The following is a 22,332-nucleotide window of genomic DNA, read 5'->3' on the forward strand; positions in this document are numbered from 1 at the left end:
CGTTATGAATGGTGCTCCAGCGACCTCAGGAAATCAAGGCTTCTGCAGAGGGCCATTTAGACGGGAGAGGCTTTAGCCGCGCGGATCGAAGAAGGCGAACAGCAGGAAACCGAAAAGAAACCCGCCAATATGCGCCTCCCAGGCTACGCTTCCCGCACCTCCGATCGACAAGATGCCAAAACCCACCAGAAAGTTGGTCAGGAACCAGATGCCGGTGAAGACGAGCGCGGACCGGTTGGTGAGCGTCTCGGCAAACGAAAGCCGCCTATTGAGATGGGCAAACTGGCGGCTGATGCGACCGCTCGGAGAAAATACAAATCGCGCCGCCGCCCCCATCAGACCCGAAACGACTCCCGAAGCCCCGATCACCACGGCCATCTCTCCCCAGTGGAATATAACGTGCAATCCGACGGCGGCGGCTGCCGACAGGCACCAGAACACAGCCAGTCGGCCAATGCCTATCCGCCTCACCACCGGCGCGCCGAACGCGATCATCCAGAATATATTGAAGATCAGATGCTCCCAACTGCCGTGCAGAAAGGAATAGCTCACTGGCGTCCACAGCCAAACCAGTCCCTGCTCGCCGAGCGGAAGCGTGTAGCGCACCGGTAAGAAGGCGAAATTGAGAATCACCTCGCGGTCGAGTTCGGCCGGCAGAACATAGGTTCTCAAAAAGTGAACCAAGGCCAGAAACAAGAGGATAGCTGTCAGTCCCCGCGGGAGATTGAAGGCGGGTTCGCGGCCGCGGCTTGCAGCACCTTCGCCATCGGTATCCGGTGATGTTGCCGCCTGATCCTGTTGCATGGCTGCCCTCTTCGCTCCGGTCGCTGTGGGTGTTCTGAGGCGGCAGCGAACGCCCGCATGGTTCACGATGATTCTAGATCGGGACGACCTGACTCATGAGCGTGACCGATTCTGATTGCTTGGGCGGGCGCGGTCGGATAACGCGTACCGTTTCCTTCTTCCCGCTCTAGCGCGCCAAGGGATAAGCAAACAGAAAAAGGCCGTCCAGCGAAAACTGAACGGCGTCGCGCGCCGTTCCGCGACGCGTCAGTCGATGTGCTGAAGACAATCTTCATGAAGTGCTGACTTATGAATGGCAGCCGCCGCCCGCGAAGGCAATCGAAAGCAGCCATTAACCTTAATTCTGCCCTGGCACGGAATTCGCTCCATACCCTCCAGGATCACGCGAGAGATCGCCAGCCGTCCCGATTTGGCACGGCCGGACGGCAACAGGGACGAACGGAAACATGCGCAGCAGAACGACAGTGGAGCTGTTCCAATATTGGAACGACGTCCGGGGCAACCGCGATCTCCCGCGCCGTGATGAGATACAGCCGGGGGATATACGGTCCCTTCTGCCGAACGTCTTCATCCTGCAGACAGAGCCGGCCGGCGGCATTTATTTTCGCCTCGCGGGCACCAACATCTGCAGTCTGTTTGGCAATGAACTTCGCCATCGGCAATTCTCCTCCTTGTGGCGCGGCGATCAACAGGAAGACATTGGCCGGATCGCCCGGCAGGCCATCGAATCCTGCACTCCGATAGTCCTCGCCGCGTCCGGCGCCACCGCAGCCGGGGATTGGCTGGACCTGGAAATACTGATGACGCCCCTCGCCTCTCGCGACGGCAAGGGCGACCGTGTACTCGGCGCGCTGTCGCCGCTGTCCGGTCCGATGTGGCTGCACATGATGCCATTGCAGCACCTCATGCTGGAGCAAGTTCAGGAAAACTCCGAAGTGCCGGAAATGCTCACCCGAGCGGGTAACACAGTGATCCGCCTTGACACACACCGTTCTCCGATCCGTAGGGCGCAACACCTTCCGGTATTCGAGGGCGGAAGACGGAATTGAGCCGTCGCTGGTGCAGTGAATGGCCAACGTTCTATTAACCGCCACGTTCTATACTTTCGCCTACAAAAATATATCCATCGCAGAGTGGCCATGTTCTCCTCCCAGCATGCGCAAAGCAGCGCCCAGAAAGCATATCAGGAAAGCGCGTTTCAGCGCGTCGCGGTCAATCTTTCGGGGCGACTGATGCTTGCCAGCCATGAGGAATACGCCTGCACCGCCGTGGAGATGTCGCCGGGCGACGTTCTCTTCACCTCCCCCGCGCGCCCGCGCGGCGGGGAGCGCATCATCGCCTATGTCGATCATGTGGGCCGCCTCGAAGGCACGGTCTCACGCGTTTCGGACGATGCGTTCGTGATCCAGCTCAACGCCACGGAGCGCAAACGCGAAAAGCTTGCAGCACAGCTTACCTGGATCGCCAACAAGCACGAACTCGGCCTGCCGGAGGACCGGCGCCATGATCGGCTCGCGCCACGCAAGGTCTTGACGGAACTCTCTGTCGATAGCGGCGAGAGGTACAGCTGTCGGATCATCGACCTCTCGCTCTCCGGTGCGGCGGTCGACGTCGACATCCGGCCTGCCATCGGAGCGCCGGTCAAGCTCGGCAATATGAAGGGCAGGATCGTCCGGCATTTCCAGGAAGGCGTTGCCATCGAGTTTTCCGGGATACAGTCCCGCGAGGCACTGACCGAGTTCTTGTGAAACGCTCCACGGAAATTTGCTCGAATGCCGCGAGGGTTCCGGGTCAAGACCGTTACCACTGTCAGGAACATGCGTAACAGTTTGCGCAAGTCACCCTCGCGCTTCTGAGCCCGCGACGGGGCCGATAATCTTCTGCCCGCCGCCGATGTGCATTCTGGTAAACCGGACGTTACGCTTCCAGCCGCACAGTATTAATCCCCCTCGACGCGAGATCAGATCCTGAATTTACCGCATCTTCATGGAGGCGGGCGTCCTCGCGGTTGCAGCGGGCGTAAAATCTCCGTTTTCACCAAACATTTTCAGTGGCTTACCTGGCGCTAGTGCCCATCGACGGCGTGGGCCCACAACATTCGATAAAATTTGAGTCGAATTTTATTACATTTATCATCGAGTTTTATTCTTATCTTATTCAAGTTTGTTCTTGATTTTACTTCCGATCTTCGCCGCCGGTAAAAAACTCTGTGCCAATGTCGAACCAGAACGGGGAGACAAACATGCGCACAATCATCACCATGGCAATCGCCGCCGCAGCCATCGCCACCGGCCTTATGGCCGCGCCGGCCTTCGCGGTACCGGTGAACATGACGGTCAGCGGCGCGACCAACCCGCCAATTGGGCATTACGAATTCTGCAAGACCGCTCCTTCCGAATGCGCGGCCATCGGCGCCGATCACGGTCCGGCCGTGCTGACGCGCGAAGGCTGGAGAAAGATCCTCGAAGTCAATTACGAGGTGAACCAGGCCGTCGTTCCGATGACCGATATGGAACTTCACGGCGTCGAGGAAATCTGGTCCTATCCGGATGCCGTGGGCGACTGCGAGGATTACGTCCTCTTGAAACGCCGCAAGCTGATCGAAAGCGGCTTCTCGCCTGCCGATCTCCTGATCACCGTCGTCCTGCAGCCGAATGGCGATGGCCACGCGGTCCTGACGGTCCGGACCGACCGCGGGGATTTCATTCTCGACAACATGCGTAGCAAGGTTTTGCTGTGGTCGGATACGGAATATACCTACCTCAAACGGCAGTCCTCGGAGCATGCCGGCCGCTGGGTCAAGCTGCAAGACGGACGCGCTATCGCGGTTGGTAGTGTCAGCGCAAATTAACGCCCGCGCAGCGGCGGCCATGGTGCGCGTCTGATCTTCGGCCCGCATGATCGGGCGGCGAACACCGCCATGCTTCACACGATGTTAACCAAGTTGAGCGAGACTCGGGACGAAGTGAACTCCCCGGGGCGGATCATCGAGCAAACTGGCTCTGCCGAAGAGAGCGCGCCCCTCTTCAGGTATCAGATGACGGCGCTGTCATGAACCGCCCCTGCAATCCCGAGCCGGAACTCCTGCCGCTCCTGCCCTCCCGTTTCGCCTATAAAGCGGTTGCGGTGGTCGCGATCTTCGCCGCACTGAACGCTTTCACTCTCGGGGCGCTGGTTCGGCCGATACCTTGCTCAGGCCGGTCACACGTCAAGCCGCGAGATCTACGACATCTTCATCGGTCAGGACCATCTCCGCCTGCCGGCAAACGTCATTAGGCTCGAAAGCCAGCGCACCACCCGCATCGCCGAGCGCGTGGATCTTTATCTGACCTGGCCAGGTCTCGAGGGCTACAGCAAAGAAACCCGATCATTGTTCGACGATGTCAGCAGGCCGGAAAGCCTGATCTTTCTGCAGATCGCACAGAGTACCATGTCGCGCGACATGTCAGGGCGCTTCGACCCCGTCTATCGCCATATCCTGCAGGACACGCCGGTCGCAGCCTCCGGGGGTCTGACCAAATACGAAGCAAAACCAGATTCCAGCTATGCCGGCGAAGTCTTCTTCACGGCCGAAAGGGCCGGACGCCGTCCCTATGTGCTGCGCTGCGTCCTGCCCGAACTCCCTGCTGCTTCGACCAGTGCGGATTGTCAGCGCGACGTGCATCTGGGCAAGGATCTCACCGTTCTCTATCGTTTCTCCAGCAGGTTGCTGCCGCAATGGCATGCCATCGAAAATTCGATAGAATCCTACATCACCGCGCATCTGCTGCCGTGATTTTGACGAAGAGTCATGATGCAGCCAATGCGCCGGCTAGAGCGGGATGAGGGGGAGTATGCACGGGTTCAGGCCGAGGCTGCCGCAATCATCTTGATCTGATGGGCTGCAGGTGCCGATCCTGAACAAAACGACCCGTGCGAGAAAACCAATCATTCATCATAAACCGATTGGTAACGCTATCCCGATACTGTCTCGGGACAAGTCGTATCCGGAGACGGCGTCCGGACGACACCCCTGATTATGACAATGAAGAGCAATACAGTGTCTCAATCCGTTATTCCCAGTCTCGCGAAACGCCCGTATGGCGCCATTTCAGAAGTTGTCGGGCGGATTTTCCTCGCCGGCCTGATTGTCGTGCTGACCCTTTCAGCGCCCGCTCTCGCCAATTCGAAATATGCCGGCATCGTAGTTGACGCGAAGACCGGCAAGGTTCTCTACGGCGAAGACGCGGATCAATTGCGCTACCCCGCCTCGCTTACGAAGATGATGACGCTGTATCTGACATTCGAGGCGCTTGAAGCGGGTCGGATCAACAAGAGCACGCCCGTACCATTTTCAAAGAAAGCTTCGGCGGAGCCGCCGTCGAAGCTCGGGGTACGCGCCGGCCGGTCGATCACCGTCGAACAGGCTATTCTCTCTCTGGTGACGCGCTCGGCCAACGATTCGGCAACTGCCCTTGCTGAACTCCTCGGCGGCTCGGAACAGCGCTTCGCCCGGATGATGACCAACAAGGCCCGCGCGTTGGGAATGACGCGCACGACTTATCGCAACGCCCACGGCCTGCCCAATTCCGAACAGCGCACGACTGCACGCGACCAGGCCCGCCTCGGCATCGCATTGCGGCAGCACTTCCCGCAGTATTACGATTATTTCTCGACGCGAAGCTTCCGTTTCGGCAAGCAGACGATCGGCAATCATAACCGGCTCCTTGGTAATGTCCGGGGAGTGGACGGCATCAAGACCGGGTATACGCGCGCTTCCGGGTTCAATCTGGTGACCTCCGCCCAACTCGGCGGACGCAGCATCGTCGCGGTTGTCATGGGCGGCACCTCCGGCGGTTCGCGCGACGCCCAGATGCGCAAGCTGGTAGCCAAGTACATGCCCGCCGCATCGCGCCGCGGCGGCGGCAACCTTATCGCCCAGGCTCCCGCCGAGCCTGTAGCAGTGGTCGCCGAAGCGGACGTGCGGCCGGCCACGACGGCTGTTGCTTCGGCCGCCGCCGCCCTGCCGAATAAGGGCCCTGTCCCGGATTTCCGGTACGATAGCGAAAGCGCAGGCGGAGTTGAAATGGCCTATGCATCGACGAAGCGCGCTTCGGACAATCCCGTGCTCGCACCGAACACGCTCGACGCGCAGAGCGCCAGACTCGGCCGGGAACCGGAATCCGGCGGCGTCGACTCGCAGATCACCAACTCGGTCGCAACGGCGGAAACGGCACCGGCCATGGCTGAAGCCCACACCGAAGCGAATATCGAACTGCAAGGCTGGGTGATCCAGATCGGCGCCACGCCTGACAAGACGCAGGCCATGACGCTGCTCGACAATGCCAAGGAAAAGGGTGGAAAGGCGCTGCGTAACGCCACCCCCTTCACGGTCGCGTTCAGCAGTGGCGGCGCTCAGCTCTACCGCGCCCGTTTCGGCGGATTCGATGATCAGGACAAGGCTGTCAACGCATGCAAGGCATTGAAGAAGAAAGGCTTCGCCTGCTGGGCAAGCCAGCAGTAAGGGACCCATCCTGCATGTTCTCCGTTATCGAACTCGGTTAAAGGGCAAACGTGCAGCAGCCACTTTAGCGCGTCGGATAAGACGCGCTGCACTTTAACGGCGGCCGGCGTGTTTTCCGGCTGCTCTCCTCGGATTTGTACAGCGTAACGAGGTCAGCATGGCAGTGAACGAGAACGTCCCCGGTGACACCATGGTGCCGGACAGGAAGGCAAACCCCGCGCGAGTTCGGCTGCATCCATTGCACGAGGCAGCCATGCGCATCGCAGACATCGGCCTGAACCGGTCCAAGGCAAAGACACGAGACCTTGTCGGAATGCTACTCACGCACGGCGCACGCGCCTGGCGTTCGACCCAGCCTCGGGCAGACATCCACCTGCACGTTACAGCACTCGGCCGCAGCCACCCCTTGAGAATTCGCCTGCACTGATCCGATCCCATTCCGGTAAATGCGTAAGGATTTCATGGAAGGGCGGAGGTCTTCGCGGCTATAGCAGACCGAGTTCAGCAAGCTCGCGCCGCAGTTCGAGGGGCATTTCGCTGCCATCGGCGGCGAGCGCGGTAAGATCGCGAGGGGCTTCCTTCGCGTCGAGATAACGCCAGCCCTGAAACGCCCGGCGCGGCTGCAGCTCCGTCTCCACGACTTCCGGACCTAGAATAAGATTGCAGCGGCCGATGCCGCCGCCATCAGTGAACGTCTCGACGCCTATCAGCGGCTGGCGGGCCTGTACGTAGCCCTTGATCACCCAATAAAGAGAGCCGTCGGCGAGAAGCTCTTCCGTGCGCTTCGGAACCATTCGGGTCGTGTGAAAGGAATGGGGTTGCTGCCCGGCAGCGATCGCCGCCAGGGCCTTGCGAGCCACCCATTCGCGCAGGTCCTCGATCGAGTCGGCGCCGACACAGAGCTTTACGAGATTCAAAGCCATGGGACATCCTGAACACCCGGCGAGCGGTATCGGTCAAGCCCCCGACAGCTTCGTCCACAGCCCGCCGGCTCCGGATTAGCAGCGCGAGGAGGAAAACAATTACGCGGCTCTCGGTCCGCATTCGCGTTAACACTCCACGACGTTGACCGCGAGACCGCCCGTCGATGTTTCCTTGTACTTTTCGTTCATGTCCACGCCGGTTTGGCGCATCGTCTCGATACAGGCATCGAGCGGCACGAAATGCTTGCCATCGCCCTTAAGGGCGAGCGAGGCGGCCGTGACCGCCTTGACGGCACCAAGGGCGTTACGCTCGATGCAAGGCACCTGGACGAGGCCTGCGACCGGATCGCAGGTCATTCCAAGGTGGTGTTCGAGGGCGATTTCGGCCGCATTCTCGATCTGCTCCGGCGTTCCGCCCATCACCGCTGCAAGGCCCGCGGCGGCCATCGCCGACGCGGATCCAACTTCGCCCTGACAGCCGACCTCCGCCCCGGAAATAGAGGCGTTGTGCTTTATGATACCGCCAACCGCCGCGGCAGTCAGCAGATAGTCGCGGATACCGTCCTGGTCGGCATCCTCGTGAAAATGAAGATAGTAGCGGATCGTCGCCGGGACGACACCTGCCGCCCCGTTCGTAGGCGACGTCACCACCCGGCCACCGGCGGCATTCTCCTCGTTGACCGCCATCGCATAGACGCTCAGCCAATCGTTGGCGAGTAGAGGATTAACCTTGTTGGAACGCCACTCCTCCTGGAGCTTGTCGTGGATTGCCCTGGCGCGGCGGCGAACCTTTAGCCCGCCCGGCATGATGCCGTCCTGGCTGAGCCCGCGGTCGATGCAACTGTTCATTGCCGCCCAAATGCGGTCGAGCCCGTTGTCGAGCTCCTGCCTCGACATGCTGCATTCTTCGTTGGCCCGTTTCATCTGAGCGATGCTCATTCCGGAACGGGCGGCCATGTCGAGCATCTGCTGTGCGGTGGCAAAGGGATACGGCACTTTGACGCCGGCCGTCTTGTTCTTCTGAGCTCTCATCGCGCCGAGCTCCGTATCAGTAACGACGAAGCCGCCACCGATCGAATAGTAGATGCGTTTCAGAAGCAGCCGGCCGTCGCGGTCGAAGGCGGAGAAGGACATGCCGTTGGCATGGCCAGGCAGCGCCATCTTCTTATCGAAAACCAGATCCGCCTTAGGCTGGAATGCATAGGAAGGATGTCCAGGCGGCGTGATACGCCCTGTGCGCTCCACCTCCTCGATTACCTCGTCCATCTTGTCCGGATCCACGAGATCGGGGCGTTCGCCCATCAGGCCGAGAATAACCGCCCTGCCCGATCCATGGCCGATTCCCGTATGCGCCAGCGAACCATGAAGGCTGACCTGGATAGCGGCAACAGCTGCGTTGGAGGGCCGCGGCCATTCGTCCGAAAGAATAAGATCGAGAAACCTGTTCGCCGCCGACATCGGCCCCATCGTATGTGAGCTCGACGGGCCGATACCGATCTTGAATACGTCGAAGACGGAAAGAAACATGAACTGCCTGCCTAGAATCTGACGAGGAGCCGATGCCGAGCACCTTCACGCCTGCGTCGATGATGGAACCGAGCCGACCGGTTTGCTTCTGGGACGGCGTCGATCGTTCCTAATATAGGAACGAACCCTAAGCGATCCTATGCCGGTCTATCAGGCGACCAACCGACATCGGCTTCCGTTCGTGCGACATGACATGCGATCCGCGCCCGACGGGCAGTCAAAAAAACCGATGCAGTCCGCAGACTGCATCGCCATGACATTGCTTTCGATTTTCAGAAGCCGCCGAAGAGATAGGCGAGAACGAGTACACCGCCGAAACCAGCTACGGCGCGAACCGTTACGCCCCAGCAAGACTTCTCTACTGTTTTGTCCATGATATCTCCGAATACCCAAGGCTCAGCAGCCAACAGGCGTGTGGGCAGTCCAATAGCGAAGAATTCGTTAACACGCAATGGCGCATTAGGGCGAGAACGTGGCAAAGCGCGCCACAACAGCCTCAGCACGGACACAAGTCCGTGTCCGAATGGCTCGTCCCCGGCTTCCCGGGTTCGGCTCACGCGCCCGGATTTCGCCTTAAAACTTAAAATCGGCTCCGAGCGGCGATCTTGCATTTTCAGGTGACCGTGCCAAAACACCGCTATGACCTTAGAAGATTACGTCGCACTCGCCTTTTTCGTTCTCCTTTGGGCCGTATTCAGCTGGACGTCTGACGGGCGGCGCAACTTCGACCGCGTCAGCCTGACGCGTCTGATGAATGAGCACAGGGCACGCTGGATCCGCAATTCGCTCACTCGCGACCTGAAGATGATCGACACGCAAATCATCGCCGGGCTACAGGCCGGGACCGCATTCTTCGCCTCAACCACGATTTTTGCGCTCGGCGGCTGTTTCGCACTGCTGGGAGCGACAGACCAGGTCCAACTGATCTTTAGCGACCTGCCGCATATATTCCGCAGCGGGCGCACGGCCTTCGAACTGAAAGTAGGCGGTTTGACCTGCCTTTTCGGCTATTCCTTCTTCAAGTTCGGCTGGTCGTATCGGCTGTTCAATTATTGCTCGATTCTGATGGGCGGAATTCCGATGATAGCGGATATGAAGCGAGACCAGCCCGCCGCCGAGCGCGCCGCGGAACGCGCGATCCGCATGAACGTTCTGGCGGCAAAGCACTTCAACGCCGGGCTCCGGGCGATTTTCCTGTCGATCGGCTATCTCGGCTGGTTCATCAGCCCCTATGTCTTCATGGTGCTGACTTCCCTCGTCATTTTCGTCCTCGCGCGCCGGCAATTCTTTTCCGAAGCGCGCACTGCGTTGATCGAGAATGCACCATAGAGGCAATCGTTTATCCCCGGTTCAGACGCCGTCACAGCGAGAGCGGGATGGCTTGCGGCCCTCATTTCAACACAATCGCGACGCGACTGAGACGAGGCCGCCCGCACCAAGCCATTTGCAGCAACAGAGCACCAAATCAATGTCCGACAGCAGCGCGACGACGACTCCTGAAGCGCAAGTGCCCGCAGACGCGACGGGAGCCAAGCGGATCGCTCTTCTCGACGCGCTGCGCGGCCTGGCTCTCGTCGCCATGGCTGTATATCACTTTGTCTGGGACCTCGAATTCTTCGGCTATGTGGCGGCCGGCACCGCAGGGACTGGCGGGTGGCGGATGTTTGCGCGCCTGATTGCCAGCAGCTTCCTTTTCCTTGCCGGCTACAGCCTCGTGCTCGGACAATATCCGAAATTCCGTCCGCGCGCCTTCGCCATGCGTTTCGCGAAGATCGCGGGCGCCGCCGCGCTGATCAGCGTGGGGACCTGGTTCGCCTTCCGTCATTCCTTCATCTTCTTCGGCATTCTCCACTCTATCGCGGCGGCAAGCCTCGTCGGCCTCCTGTTCCTCAGATTGCCGGCCGCCACTTCCTTTCTTGCAGCTGCCGCGGCCTTCGCAGCGCCCTACTATCTGCGCTCATCATACTTCGATACGCCGGCGTTGTGGTGGGTCGGCCTTTCGGAAACGATCCCTCGCTCGAATGACTACGTCCCTCTCTTTCCGTGGCTCGCACCTTTCCTGGTCGGGCTTGGCTGCGCGAAGCTGCTTCACCCGGTGCTTTCCGCTCGGCGTCGCAGTCGAGGCTCCGCAACCGGAAACGCCGTGCTGATCACATCCCTTGCCTTCGCTGGGCGTCATAGCCTTTTGATATATCTTGCACACCAGCCGCTGCTTCTTGCGGTCGTGTATCTGTTCTCCATCGCCGTTCCTGCCCCCGCGCCGGATTCGACCGAGATTTATCGGCGCAATTGCGAGCAGGCCTGCGGCAGTGAGAATTCCGGAATTTCCTGCAGCAACTTCTGCGGCTGCACGCTCGATCGTCTGAAGGAGCAGGATCTGTTCGACGATCTGAACCTGGGCAAGATTGATGTCACAACTGATGAGCGCATCGCGCGTATCGCCGGTCAGTGCACGATGGAGTCGCGCTCTGTGGATTAGAGCGTGATCAGAAAAAGCGCGTGCGCTTTTCCGCTCGCATCCAGATCAGGTGCCGACACCGATTTCCGCAAGACGCGTCAGGCAGGCCTCCTCGACATTGTCGAGTTCGGTGAGGGTGTCTTCGATGTCCTTGCGCTTCTGTCGCAAGTCCTCGCGCTTCTCCTCAACGCGCTTCATGAGGAGCTGCAGCTGACCCATCTCGCCAGGCGGGTCCTTATAGACTTGAATAATCTCGCGAATCTCGGCGATAGTGAAGCCAATGCGCCGGCCGCGCAGTATCTCTTTTATGAGGTGACGGTCGGCGGGACGGAAGAGACGCGTGCGCCCACGGCGCTCCGGATGAATCAGTCCTTCATCCTCATAGAAACGCAGCGTTCGAGTTGAGATGCCGAATTCCCGGGTCAGCTCGGTAATGCTATAATACTTATTCACGCAGCCATTCCATCGCAAACTGGTTCACACTATCTTTGACTTTGACGTAAAAGTCAAACACGCCGCGCCTACTGCTCGCCCCTTCGCTGGCAGGGATTGCGCTGCAACGCGCCGAGCGCATCGAGCTGCTGCTGCAGTCTTTGCGCGCCCGAAAGAACGCTTGTGCTTTGCAACTCAAGCGATACGGAACCACCAGGCCGCGATTCCGAGGAAGCTGAAGAAGCCGGTGATGTCGGTGACGGTCGTTACGAAGACTGCAGAAGAGACCGCGGGATCAGCGCCGGATTTTTCCAGCAGAAGCGGAATCAGGATGCCGGCGAGAGCAGCAGCCATCATGTTGATCAGCATCGCCGTCGCTATGATGCCGCCGAGATCGGGATCTTGAAACCAAAGCCCGGCAACAAGGCCGATGAATGCTCCGAAGATCACGCCATTCAGGAGGCCGACGCCCGCCTCTCGGCGGATAATTCTCGGTGCATTGTGAATATCGAGGCCCCGGGTCGCAAGCGCGCGCACTGTTACGGTCATTGTCTGCGACCCCGCATTGCCGCCCATGCCGGCGACGATCGGCATCAGAATGGCGAGCGCAACGATCTGCTGAATCGTCGCATCGAACAGACCGATCACCGAGGCCGAAACAAAGGCGGTTATCGAATTGACGAAAAGCCAGGGAATGCGGGAACGCGCGGCTTCCGCCACGGAGTCCGACAATTCTTCATCGCCGACGCCGCTCAAGCGCAGGAAATCCTCTTCCGCCTCCTCCTGGATCACATCGACAACGTCGTCGATCGTCAAAACGCCGACGAGCCTGCCGTTTTCATCGACGACCGCGGCCGAGAGGAGGTCATACTGCTCGAAAAGCTGCGCTGCCTCCTCCTGATCCATTTCAGCCGGGACGGAATGGCTGGTGTCACGCATGATGGCATCGATCTTTACCGATCGCTTTGCGCGCAGAACCCGGTCGAGGTCGACGGCCCCGAGCAGCTTGAACGTCGGGTCGATGACGAAGATCTGCGTAAAACTCTCGGGCAGGTCGTCGTCCTCGCGCATGTAGTCGATCGTCTGTCCGACGGTCCAGAATGGCGGCACCGCGACGAATTCCGTCTGCATGCGTCGCCCGGCGGTGCTCTCCGGATAGTCGAGCGAACGGCGCAGGCGGACACGCTCGGTAAAGGGAAGCTTGGCGAGGATCTCTTCCTGATCTTCCTGATCGAGGTCCTCCAGAATATAGACCGCATCATCGGAATCCATTTCGCCGATCGCCTCGGCGATCTGCTCGTTCGGCAGATGCTCGACGATGTCGAGACGAATCCCTTCGTCCACTTCGGTCAGAGCGGCGAGATCGAAGTCCTTGCCGAGCAGCAGGACCAGCGCGACGCGCTGCTCCGGCTGGATCGCCTCGAGAAGATCGCCGAGTTCGGAGGCATGAAGGCCTGCAACGTGCTGGCGAAGATAGATCGTGTCGCGATCCGCGATCGCGGCGCCGACATGCATCAGAAAGTCGGAGCGTAGCGATCCATCCTCGGCATAGATGTCCGGGTCGTGATGAATGACGATTTCATCGGAATCGCGGTCGTCGTCGCCGGTGCTGCTCATGGACCCGCCCCCTTGAGAGATTTTGCCGCCGCCCGAACCTGCGCATGGAAACGGGCCCCATGCCCTGCTAACGCAAAGCTCCGCCAAGGTCCACAGCCGATGCGTAATCGACATCGGCCACCGAACGTTTTATCCAAGCTGTTGCAATGTCACATAAAAGTAATTCGAATGTCCGTTGACCGCGCCCGGCCGGCGACACCCCACTACCAGAGGTTCCCAATGGCTGTCCGATCGATCATACGCTACCCGAATGCAGCGCTTGCGACCGCCACCGAGCCGGTCAGCCGGTTTGACGAAAGCCTTCGCCAGCTGGCACATGATCTCATCGATACGATGCGCGCTGCCCCCGGCATCGGCATCACCGCGCCGCACATCGGCATCCTTCAGCGGCTGACAGTTATCGAAACCGACCCCCAAGCAGGACCGCGCAGCTTCGTGAACCCGGAAATCCTCTGGCAGTCGGCCGATTCCACACGCCACAGCGAAGGCAGCGTCTCCATGCCCGGCATCGCCGAAGAGGTGGAGCGGCCGGCGCGCGTGCGCGTGCGCTTTCAAACGCTGGAGGGCAAAACGCATGAGGAGGAAGCCGCGGGACTGATGGCGGTCTGCCTGCAGCACGAGATCGACCAGCTCGACGGCATCTTCTGGATACGGCGCCTTTCCAGGCTGAAGCGCGAACGCGCCATCAAGCGCTTTGAGAAGCTCGACTGAGCCAAACCCTTTCCGGAAGCAGATTGCGCTTCCGGGTTGATTTGGCTAGATCGTTCAGCACTTCAGATTGGAAATCTCTCATGCCGTTTTCCTGGAAGTGCTCGAACCTTTACTGCGGGCGTGAATCACGCCTGGGCGAATATAGGCTTCACTAGGCGAGGCAAAGGACAGCTGATGAAAAAAATGGCTCTTACACTCCTCTGCGTGGCTGCGCTTTCAGCCTGCACCGCGACCACTCCCGAATTGGAGCCGCTCCCCGGAAGCCTGACTTACGGCGAAAATGCCTCTTCCCGGAAAACCCGCGCGGCGCCGGGGACCATGATCCAGAACCGGTTCCTCCATAAGGGCTCCATGGTCTTCGAGACCTACGAAGTGCAGCCCGACCACACCTATAAGCTCGTTCGCCGCAGCGTTGCCGACACCTGGCCTCCCGGCGACTGATCGCGGAACATTGTCAGGGCCTGCTCCGTTCAACAACCACAGTCAACGGAGTGAAATCGATGGCCAAACATCTTGACGAACGCGGCGATCCGGTCACGGCAACGCATGGAGCCGATCGAGAGAATTTCACCGGCGAGGAGGCGAAGCAGGGTCGCTCGGGCATTCCGGTCCTCGGCGTCCTCGTCGGCGGCCTGTTCCTGGCCTTGCTCGCCTGGGGCGCTGTCGAAATCTGGGGTGAAAGCACCGACAACGATCGTCTCACGGAAACCGAACAGGTCCAACCGGCGCCCTCGCCGGAGCAGACGGGCAGCGTCGGCACCGGTCAAGCGGTTCCAACCGACAGGGACCCGACGGCACAAACCGGCACTGGCGGCGAGACACAGCAGGTTTCCCCGGAGGGGACGGAAAAGTAGTTCCGCGAGCCAAAGTTCCGCTTTCCACCTGATCCTCGGGTGTGACCCCGGGGAAACCCTCTGCGGCGCATTCAATCGCGCGATGCGACGCGATCCTCGATCACGATGTTTAGGTTGGATCGACCTAGAATCATCGTGATCGATTCCATAGGTTAAGACGCGGTTTGCGCGCGGAAAACCGCACACCGCTTTCCTCACCCCGCTCTAGTCTGAAAGCTCCTCTGTCGAGCACTCATAGAGCGTTTCGCCGGTTTCCGCATCGACCCCCGCTAAGCTCACTTCGTATCCCCAGAGATGGCGGACGTGGCGCAGAGTGGAATCGCGGCTGTTCTCCTCCAGCAGCACTCCATCCTTCACATTGTGCTGCAGCCGCAGGTGGCGGTCTCCGAGCAGATCGACATCCATGACCTGGATATCGGGCTGGTTGACCCCGATGTCATAGCTGCGGGCGAGTGCGCCGCGCAACGCTTCGTAGCCGCGCTCGTTGTGGATGGATGCCACTTCGCAGAAGTTGTCGTCCGCTTCGTCCGTCAAGAGGAAGAGCCTGAACTTTCGGATCAGCGCCGGGCTCAGGAACTGCAGGATGAAGGATTCGTCGCGATGATTGGCCCAGGCGTCGAGGAGCGTTTCGCGCCAGTTGCCGGTGCCGGCGATGTCGGGAAACCAATCGCGGTCCTCTGCCGTAGGCGCGACGCAGATCCGCTCGATATCCTGCATCATGGCAAATCCCAGCGCATACGGATTGATTCCCGGAAAGCGGGGGTCGTCGAAGCCGGGCTGAAAAACGACGTTGGTATGGCTCTGGAGGATCTCCAGCATTGCACCTTCGCTTATCTTTCCCTGGTCGAAAAGCTTGTTCATGATGGTGTAGTGGACGAAGGTGGCGCATCCCTCGTTCATAACCTTCGTCTGCCGCTGCGGGTAGAAGTACTGAGCGATCACGCGGACGATCCGCAGTATCTCGCGTTGCCATGGTTCAAGGATGAGGCTGGTTTTTTCCAGGAAATAGAGCAGGTTCTCTTCCGGAAGGTTCAGTGATTTTTTCCGCTCCGCGAGTTCCTTTTCCAATTGCGTCGGATCGTTGTTTTCCCCTGATGGCGGAAGTGTTCTCCACAGGTCGCTATAGGTCTGCTCTTCATATTCCAGCCTCTCGCGCATCCGTTCCCGTTCTTTTTCGGACGACAGGCGCGGAGGCCGTCGGTAGCGGAAGACGCCCTGCTCCATGAGCGCATGCGCAGAGTCGAGGATCGCCTCCACTGCCGGCGTTCCGTGCCGTTCTTCGCATTTGGCAATGTATTTCTTGGCGAAGTCCATATAGCTGAGGATTGCGGTGGCGTCGGTCCACTGCCGGAAAAGATAGTTGTTCTTGAAAAAATGATTGTGGCCGAAGGCGGCATGTGCGGTCACCAGGGCCTGCATGGCCATGGTGTTCTCCTCCATCAGATAGGTGATGCAGGGATTGGAGTTGATCACCAGCTCGTAAGCCAGCCCCCGCCGCCCTCTGCGATAGAGATGGTCCTCGAAGACGAAGCGCTTTCCAAAGGACCAATGCTGGTACATGAGCGGCATGCCCACGGACGAATAGGCATCCAGCATCTGCTCGGAGGAGATGATCTCGAGCTGATTGGGGTAAACGTCGAGACCGAGATCGCCCAGCGCGATCTCCTCGATGGCATCATAGGTGTGCGCCAGCGTTTCGAAATTCCAGTCGGAACTTTGGAACAGAAGGTTCGAGGCGGTGCCCATCCCTATCCCCTTTTACTTGCGCAATTGCATCTCCGGCTGCTTGCCGAAGAGTTTTCGGAAGACGGGATAGATATCCGCCGGTTTCGCGATGCGGGTCATCTGGAAATTCGGCCATTCGCCATCGACGATGCGGTAGGCTCGCCAGAGCGAAGTCCCGTTGTCGGTGGTGCCGAAAATCTCCGTCTCGCGCTCATCGATGATCTCGACATAGGCATAATATTGGCAAAGTCCCATGAGCTCGTCATGAAGAAGGGAGGCGCAGCGTTCGGAGTCGCCTGAGATATTCTCGCCGTCCGACGCCTGTGCGGCGTAGATGTTCCATTCGTTGGCAGGGTAACGCTCCCTGATAACGCGCAGCATCTCCTCCAGGGCGGTGGAAACGACCGTGCCGCCGCTCTGCTTGCTATAGAAAAACGTGTTCTCGTCGACCTCGCCGGCTTCATCGGTGTGCCGGATGAATACGATGTCGATCCGCTCGTAGCGCCGCTTGAGGAAGAGATGCAGCAGCACGAAAAAACGTTTGGCGAGGTCCTTCTCCCGCTCCCCCATCGACGCCGAGACATCCATGAGGCAGAACATGACTGCGCTCGCATTCGGTAAAGGCTGAGGCTCGAAACGATTGAAGCGAATGTCTACCGGATCGACATAGGGAATTCGCCGGCGCCGTCGCTCGAGACTGTCGAGCGTCTGTCGCAGTTCCTCCAATCGCTGACGATGCTTGTTCCGCCCGCCAGGCTCGGTTTCGAGCCTGGCAATCTCATCGGCCAGGGCCTCGATTTCCCGGCGCGACGGCCGCCGCAATGCGATTCGGCGCCCATAGCTGTTGCGCATGGTGCGCCCGACATTGATGTTCGTGGGAGAGCCGCTTGCGCTGAAGCCGGCTCGTCGCCGCTTGAACGTAACCGACTCCTTCAGATTGAGCTTGACCATGTCGGGGAGTTCGAGATCCTCGAAGAAGAGGTCGAGCACCTCTTCGCGTGAAAGGACGAACTGAAACTCGTCCTCGCTTTGGCCGGTGCCGGCGCCCGCATTTCCGGCGCCGCCGCCTCCACCCCTTTTCGGGATGCGGTCTCCTGCCGCGAACTCCCGGTTTCCCGGCAGGACGTGGCGCCGCTCGCCGCTGTTGGAGTCCGGCTGGAAGGCCGGCTCGTTGACGCCGCGGGCCGGCATGGACACGTTCTGCTCCGCATCCACATCCGCGATCTTGCCCGACTTGACCCGTTCTTTGATGGTTCGTTTAAGCTCCTCTCGCGCCCGTTTCAGGAAACGTTGCCTGTTGCCGAGACTCTTGTCCTTCGGATTGAGGCGGCGGTCGATGAAATTCGGCATTAGCTAACCCCTGCATCCGCAGCCTCAACCTGCCTTGTTCACACGCATGTACCAATCGACGAGACGCCGCACCTGCCGTTCCGTGTACCCACGCTCCTTCATGCGCTGCACGAACTCGACATGCTGCTTCTCTGTGGCGCTATCCTTTTTCGATCCGAAGCTGATGACCGGGAGCAGGTCTTCGACCTGACCGAACATGCGTTTCTCGATGACTTCACGAAGCTTTTCATAGCTTGTCCAGGACGGGTTCTTGCCATGGTTCTTGGCGCGCGCCCGCAGGGTGAACTTGACGACCTCGTTGCGGAAGTCCTTCGGGTTGGCGATCCCCGCCGGCTTTTCGATCTGAGACAGCTCGCTGTCGAGGATCTTGCGGTTGAGGATCTGCCCCGTATCGGGATCCTTGAAGTCCTGATCCTCGAGCCAGGCGTCGGCATAGGCGATATAGCGGTCGAACAGGTTCTGGCCGTATTCGCTGTAGGACTCCAGATAGGCCTTTTGGATTTCATGGCCGATGAATTCCGCATAACGGGTGGCCAGTTCCGACTTGATGAAATCGAGATAGGCTGCCTCGGTCTCCTTCGCAAACTGCTCGCGCTTGATGGCCTGCTCCAGAATGTACATCAGATGCACAGGATCGGCGGCAACCTCCTTGGTGTCGTAGTTGAAAGTTTCGGACAGGACCTTGAAGGCGAAGCGCGTGCTGACGCCGGTCATACCTTCGTCGACACCGGCAGCGTCCCGATATTCCTGCACCGATCGCGCCTTCGGGTCGACATCCTTGAGATTTTCGCCGTCGTAAACGCGCATCTTTGTGTAGAGAGACGAGTTTTCATGCGGAACGAGCCGGGTGGAAACGGTGAAACGGCTCAATATCTCCAGCACCTCTGGAGCGCAGGGATTGCTGACCAGCTCGCTCTCGCGAAGAAGCTTGTCGTAAATCTGCTTCTCCTCTGTGACGCGCAGGCAATAGGGAACCTTGACCACCAGGATGCGATCCAGGAAAGCCTCGTTGTTGCGGTTGTTCTTGAACTGCAGCCATTCCGACTCGTTGGAGTGGGCGAGGATCGTACCCTGGAACGGGAATGCGCCGAAGTTTTCCGTGCCGTTGTAGCTGCCTTCCTGAGTCGCGGTCAGGAGCGGATGCAAGACCTTGATCGGCGCCTTGAACATCTCGACGAATTCGAGCAGCCCCTGCGTCGTGCGGTTCAGCCCGCCGCTGTAGGAGTAAGCATCGGGATCGGCCTGACTGTAGTTTTCAAGCTGGCGGATATCCACCTTGCCGACAAGCGAGGAAACGTCCTGATTGTTCTCGTCGCCCGGCTCGGTCTTGGCGATGCCTATTTGGCGCAGGCGCGACGGCATCAGCTTGACGACGCTGAACTTGGAGATGTCGCCACCCACCTCGTCCAGGCGCTTGGAGGCCCAGGGAGAGATCAGACCCGTCAACCTCCTGCGGGCTATTCCATATTTGTCTTCCAGCAGATCGGCCATTCGCTCGGGATGGAAGAGGCCGAGCGGCGACTCGAAGACCGGGCTTATCTTGCCGTCGACCATCAGCGTGTAGATCGGCCGCAGCTCCATCAGCTTCTTCAGCCTTTCGGCGAGCGAGGACTTGCCGCCGCCGACCGGCCCGAGAAGATAAAGGATCTGCTTGCGCTCTTCGAGACCCTGGGCGGCATAACGGAAGTAGCCGACGATGCGCTCGATCGTGTCTTCCATGCCGAAGAAATCGGAGAATGCCGGATAGATTTTGATTGTTCGGTTTGAAAAGATCCGACCTAAACGCTCGTCAGCGCTGGTATCGACGAGAATCGGCTCTCCAATAGCATCCACCATTCGTTCCTGAGCGGTGGCGTACATGCTTTTGTCATCGCGACATGCGAGGAGATATTCCTGTAGACTTATCTCTTCTTGCGCTGCACTTGTATAAATCTCCGAAAAGAGATCGAAGACGTCAGATTCACTCCTTTGCATCGTGCTCTCCCGCGGCGGGCCGCTTGGTTGAAACGGGCTCGCTGCCTTTCGGCATCTGCTTCAGGTGAACGGTTTTCCTAGCTTCAAAGTTCCTTCACAACCGACACTGAAACGGATACCGAAGCAGCAGCCAGCGACGAACATCCGCTAACGGTTCGGGATCGACCGATCGGCGCCTCGTGAAAGACGTGAGGCGCACCCGCAAGACTCGTCGCTCTGTCACCCCATCATGCCGGCGCTTCTCGCGAATCCGTCATGACAAGCGAATCATAACTTGTCCCTGCTCATTCGCCGACTTTTTTTTGCGATTCCACGAATTTAGCCATCAACAACGTCATGCAGGACGGTGATTTCGTGATCAGTCACCGCCATGTCGAAGCCTGGCGGGCGCTCCGCATCGGCACGGAGCAGAGATCGGAACGGCGCTGTTCCCGAGGTATGACGCCGAGCTCAACACGCCGTAGGGTAGAGGATAGTCCTCGTGCTCGATCGCGTCCAGCAACATCGTCGTGAAAGGGGGTTAAAAATAAAAAAACCCGCGAAACCATTTGGTTGCGGGGGCTTCTTCATCTTAGATGGTGCGGTCGAGAAGACTCGAACTTCCACGGGTTGCCCCACAGCGACCTCAACGCTGCGCGTCTACCAATTCCGCCACGACCGCATCGTGGTAGGTGCCGATTGCGTCGGCGGGGCTGCATGTAGCAAAAGGATTCCGGGTGCACAAGTGCATGACGACAGAAATCTGACTCGAAACAAAACTATTTCGGCCAACCCTCCGCGAAGTGCTGGAAATGCTGGACTCTTGCCCTCGGCGCCCCCATGTACAGGCCGGAAAAGAACAGCATTCGCAAGGTTACCATGCAGCGCGAAGACCTTATCCAGAGCATGTTCGCACCGCCGGAAGCGCCACCGGTGCGCTGGCGTATCGCACCTGCCCCCGTCGATTATCAGGAAGCCGTTGAAACAATGGAGCGGGAAGCCGCTGATATCGCGGCCGGCACAGCCGATGAATTGGTCTGGCTGGTCGAGCACCCGCCGCTTTACACAGCAGGGACAAGCGCCAACGCGGCCGACCTCGTAATCCCGGATCGCTTTCCGGTCTTCGCAACCGGAAGAGGCGGTGAATACACCTATCACGGCCCAGGGCAGCGGGTCGTCTACGTCATGCTCGACCTGAAGCGCCGACGCCAGGATGTTCGCGCCTTTGTCGCCGCACTCGAAAGCGTCATCATAGCCACGCTCGATTCCATGAACGTCAAGGGCGAGCGCCGCGAGGATCGCGTCGGCGTCTGGGTGCGCCGCCCGGAGAAGCCGCCGCTCATGGATGGCACGGTTGCGGAGGACAAGATCGCCGCGATCGGCATTCGGTTGCGCCGATGGGTGAGCTTCCACGGATTGTCGCTGAACGTAGATCCCGATCTAGAACATTTCGATGGGATCGTGCCTTGCGGAATCAGGGGCCACGGCGTCACGAGCCTCGTCGATCTCGGCCTACCCGTGATGATGGCGGACGTCGATATCAGGCTGAGAGAGGCCTTCGAGATGGTCTTCGGCCCAACCAGAAGCGAGACGAACGGCATCGGGACAGCCCGCCTGGAAAGCGAATAACCGGGCTCCGAACCAGGTTGCGGTTCACGAAATCATCCAGCAGGAAAGACCCCGGAAATGACGGCCAAGGCGCTTTCGGCCCTCTTTTTGCCGCTTCGCATTGCCCCATCCGCGAGGAAAAGCCTATAAGCTCCCTTCACCTTCGCCCCACCGCGGGCAGTCACGGTGCCTCGGCACCCGACAACGACAACAGGCGAAAGGAGCTACTATGCTGTTATCAACCGAAAATGCGATTGCACGTCTGCACCAGACAGGAGACGGCGATACGCTGGGCGGTCGCATATGGAGAGCGCGCGACGCGACGGGGCTCTCTACGAAGGAGCTAGCGAGCAAGCTTGGTGTGCGCAACGACACCATCGCCTCCTGGGAACGCGATCGTGCCGAGCCACGGGCCAATCGCCTTTTCATGCTGGCCGGCGTGCTTGGCGTGTCGCCGGCCTGGCTGATGGCGGGCATCGGCCGCGCACCGGATGATACCGCTGGGGTTGCATCGGGGGACGAGCTTCGCAAACAGCTCTATCTCGTCAAGAAGCTGCATGAGCAGACCGCCGAGGCCATTGCGGCCCTCGAACTGGAATTCGAGCGCCTGGACGTTCGGTGACGCTGCACTTTCCCTTGCCGATGGCGACCGGCGCTATATGACGGTCCCTGCCTGAATATTCTTCCTTTTTGATGGAGTAGAGACATGGATGTACGCGCCGCCGTCGCATTGGAGGCCGGCAAGCCGTTGGAAGTCATGACCGTGCAGCTTGAAGGGCCGCGGGCCGGCGAGGTTCTGGTCGAGGTGAAGGCGACCGGCATCTGCCATACCGACGACTTCACGCTTTCGGGGGCGGATCCGGAAGG

20 protein-coding genes, 1 tRNA gene and 2 pseudogenes are annotated in these 22,332 nt (G+C 59.6%); 14 read left to right on the top strand and 9 right to left on the bottom strand.

Annotated elements, in window-relative coordinates; all coding sequences use genetic code 11:
• Positions 1 to 72 precede the first annotated feature (72 nt).
• Positions 73 to 804, bottom strand: coding sequence for a rhomboid family intramembrane serine protease (locus tag FB009_RS16375; protein ID WP_011975222.1), 732 nt, complete (start codon positions 802 to 804; stop codon positions 73 to 75).
• A gap of 446 nt (positions 805 to 1,250) precedes the next feature.
• Between FB009_RS16375 and FB009_RS16385 the strand changes: the two genes are divergently transcribed.
• The 6 genes and pseudogenes from FB009_RS16385 (at position 1,251) to FB009_RS16410 (ending at position 6,734) form a co-directional block, all read left to right on the top strand.
• Positions 1,251 to 1,853 (top strand): PAS domain-containing protein, encoded by a 603-nt coding sequence (locus FB009_RS16385; RefSeq protein WP_011975221.1) that lies wholly within the window; start codon positions 1,251 to 1,253, stop codon positions 1,851 to 1,853.
• A 90-nt stretch (positions 1,854 to 1,943) separates the two neighbouring features.
• Complete coding sequence (locus FB009_RS16390) at positions 1,944 to 2,552, top strand: PilZ domain-containing protein (protein WP_011975220.1); 609 nt, start codon at positions 1,944 to 1,946, stop codon at positions 2,550 to 2,552.
• Positions 2,553 to 3,046: 494 nt separating this feature from the next.
• Entirely contained in the window at positions 3,047 to 3,655 is a 609-nt protein-coding gene (locus FB009_RS16395; protein ID WP_102045311.1) for a transglutaminase-like cysteine peptidase, read from the top strand.
• A gap of 200 nt (positions 3,656 to 3,855) precedes the next feature.
• Positions 3,856 to 4,579, top strand: a pseudogene (locus FB009_RS16400) (hypothetical protein).
• Between the two features lie 243 nt (positions 4,580 to 4,822).
• Positions 4,823 to 6,307: a D-alanyl-D-alanine carboxypeptidase gene (locus FB009_RS16405; protein WP_011975217.1), complete on the top strand. Its 1,485-nt coding sequence runs from the start codon at positions 4,823 to 4,825 to the stop codon at positions 6,305 to 6,307.
• 157 nt (positions 6,308 to 6,464) lie between these two features.
• The gene (locus FB009_RS16410) at positions 6,465 to 6,734 is read left to right on the top strand and encodes a hypothetical protein (protein WP_011975216.1); all 270 of its coding nucleotides are present in this window, start codon (positions 6,465 to 6,467) and stop codon (positions 6,732 to 6,734) included.
• A 58-nt stretch (positions 6,735 to 6,792) separates the two neighbouring features.
• On the opposite strand, the gene FB009_RS16415 is transcribed toward FB009_RS16410, so the two are convergent.
• Complete coding sequence (locus FB009_RS16415) at positions 6,793 to 7,230, bottom strand: DUF1489 family protein (protein WP_011975215.1); 438 nt, start codon at positions 7,228 to 7,230, stop codon at positions 6,793 to 6,795.
• Between the two features lie 126 nt (positions 7,231 to 7,356).
• Complete coding sequence (locus FB009_RS16420; protein WP_011975214.1) at positions 7,357 to 8,757, bottom strand: L-serine ammonia-lyase; 1,401 nt, start codon at positions 8,755 to 8,757, stop codon at positions 7,357 to 7,359.
• A gap of 639 nt (positions 8,758 to 9,396) precedes the next feature.
• Between FB009_RS16420 and FB009_RS16425 the strand changes: the two genes are divergently transcribed.
• Together FB009_RS16425 and FB009_RS16430 are read left to right on the top strand one after the other, a co-directional pair.
• Positions 9,397 to 10,086 carry a DUF599 domain-containing protein gene (locus tag FB009_RS16425; protein ID WP_011975213.1) on the top strand — a complete coding sequence of 230 codons (690 nt, stop codon included), beginning with the start codon at positions 9,397 to 9,399 and terminating at the stop codon, positions 10,084 to 10,086.
• A gap of 139 nt (positions 10,087 to 10,225) precedes the next feature.
• Positions 10,226 to 11,236, top strand: a complete 1,011-nt coding sequence (locus FB009_RS16430; RefSeq protein WP_024312202.1) for a heparan-alpha-glucosaminide N-acetyltransferase — start codon at positions 10,226 to 10,228, stop codon at positions 11,234 to 11,236.
• A 45-nt stretch (positions 11,237 to 11,281) separates the two neighbouring features.
• Here FB009_RS16430 and FB009_RS16435 read toward each other — a convergent pair whose 3' ends face one another.
• Together FB009_RS16435 and mgtE are read right to left on the bottom strand one after the other, a co-directional pair.
• Complete coding sequence (locus FB009_RS16435; protein WP_011975211.1) at positions 11,282 to 11,668, bottom strand: MerR family transcriptional regulator; 387 nt, start codon at positions 11,666 to 11,668, stop codon at positions 11,282 to 11,284.
• Between the two features lie 174 nt (positions 11,669 to 11,842).
• A complete protein-coding gene (mgtE, locus tag FB009_RS16440) occupies positions 11,843 to 13,264 on the bottom strand; it encodes a magnesium transporter (RefSeq protein WP_011975210.1) in 1,422 nt (473 codons plus the stop codon).
• 219 nt (positions 13,265 to 13,483) lie between these two features.
• Between mgtE and FB009_RS16445 the strand changes: the two genes are divergently transcribed.
• The 3 genes from FB009_RS16445 (at position 13,484) to FB009_RS16455 (ending at position 14,829) form a co-directional block, all read left to right on the top strand.
• The gene (locus tag FB009_RS16445; protein ID WP_011975209.1) at positions 13,484 to 13,975 is read left to right on the top strand and encodes a peptide deformylase; all 492 of its coding nucleotides are present in this window, start codon (positions 13,484 to 13,486) and stop codon (positions 13,973 to 13,975) included.
• Positions 13,976 to 14,149: 174 nt separating this feature from the next.
• Complete coding sequence (locus FB009_RS16450; protein ID WP_011975208.1) at positions 14,150 to 14,416, top strand: hypothetical protein; 267 nt, start codon at positions 14,150 to 14,152, stop codon at positions 14,414 to 14,416.
• A gap of 59 nt (positions 14,417 to 14,475) precedes the next feature.
• A complete protein-coding gene (locus FB009_RS16455) occupies positions 14,476 to 14,829 on the top strand; it encodes a hypothetical protein (protein WP_011975207.1) in 354 nt (117 codons plus the stop codon).
• A gap of 204 nt (positions 14,830 to 15,033) precedes the next feature.
• On the opposite strand, the gene FB009_RS16460 is transcribed toward FB009_RS16455, so the two are convergent.
• From FB009_RS16460 to FB009_RS16480, 4 genes are all read right to left on the bottom strand, one after another.
• A complete protein-coding gene (locus tag FB009_RS16460; protein ID WP_162142251.1) occupies positions 15,034 to 16,581 on the bottom strand; it encodes a SpoVR family protein in 1,548 nt (515 codons plus the stop codon).
• Between the two features lie 6 nt (positions 16,582 to 16,587).
• Positions 16,588 to 17,904, bottom strand: a complete 1,317-nt coding sequence (locus FB009_RS16465; protein WP_011975205.1) for a YeaH/YhbH family protein — start codon at positions 17,902 to 17,904, stop codon at positions 16,588 to 16,590.
• 24 nt (positions 17,905 to 17,928) lie between these two features.
• Entirely contained in the window at positions 17,929 to 19,878 is a 1,950-nt protein-coding gene (locus FB009_RS16470) for a PrkA family serine protein kinase (protein ID WP_011975204.1), read from the bottom strand.
• A 576-nt stretch (positions 19,879 to 20,454) separates the two neighbouring features.
• Positions 20,455 to 20,539, bottom strand: a tRNA-Leu gene (locus FB009_RS16480).
• A 158-nt stretch (positions 20,540 to 20,697) separates the two neighbouring features.
• Between FB009_RS16480 and lipB the strand changes: the two genes are divergently transcribed.
• From lipB to FB009_RS16495, 3 genes and pseudogenes are all read left to right on the top strand, one after another.
• A complete protein-coding gene (gene lipB / locus FB009_RS16485) occupies positions 20,698 to 21,486 on the top strand; it encodes a lipoyl(octanoyl) transferase LipB (RefSeq protein WP_011975203.1) in 789 nt (262 codons plus the stop codon).
• A gap of 208 nt (positions 21,487 to 21,694) precedes the next feature.
• Positions 21,695 to 22,087: a helix-turn-helix domain-containing protein gene (locus FB009_RS16490; protein WP_011975202.1), complete on the top strand. Its 393-nt coding sequence runs from the start codon at positions 21,695 to 21,697 to the stop codon at positions 22,085 to 22,087.
• Positions 22,088 to 22,171: 84 nt separating this feature from the next.
• A pseudogene (locus FB009_RS16495) lies at positions 22,172 to 22,332 on the top strand (S-(hydroxymethyl)glutathione dehydrogenase); the annotation flags it as partial.

This window comes from Sinorhizobium medicae (genome assembly GCF_007827695.1).
In the GTDB taxonomy this organism is placed as follows: domain Bacteria; phylum Pseudomonadota; class Alphaproteobacteria; order Rhizobiales; family Rhizobiaceae; genus Sinorhizobium; species Sinorhizobium medicae.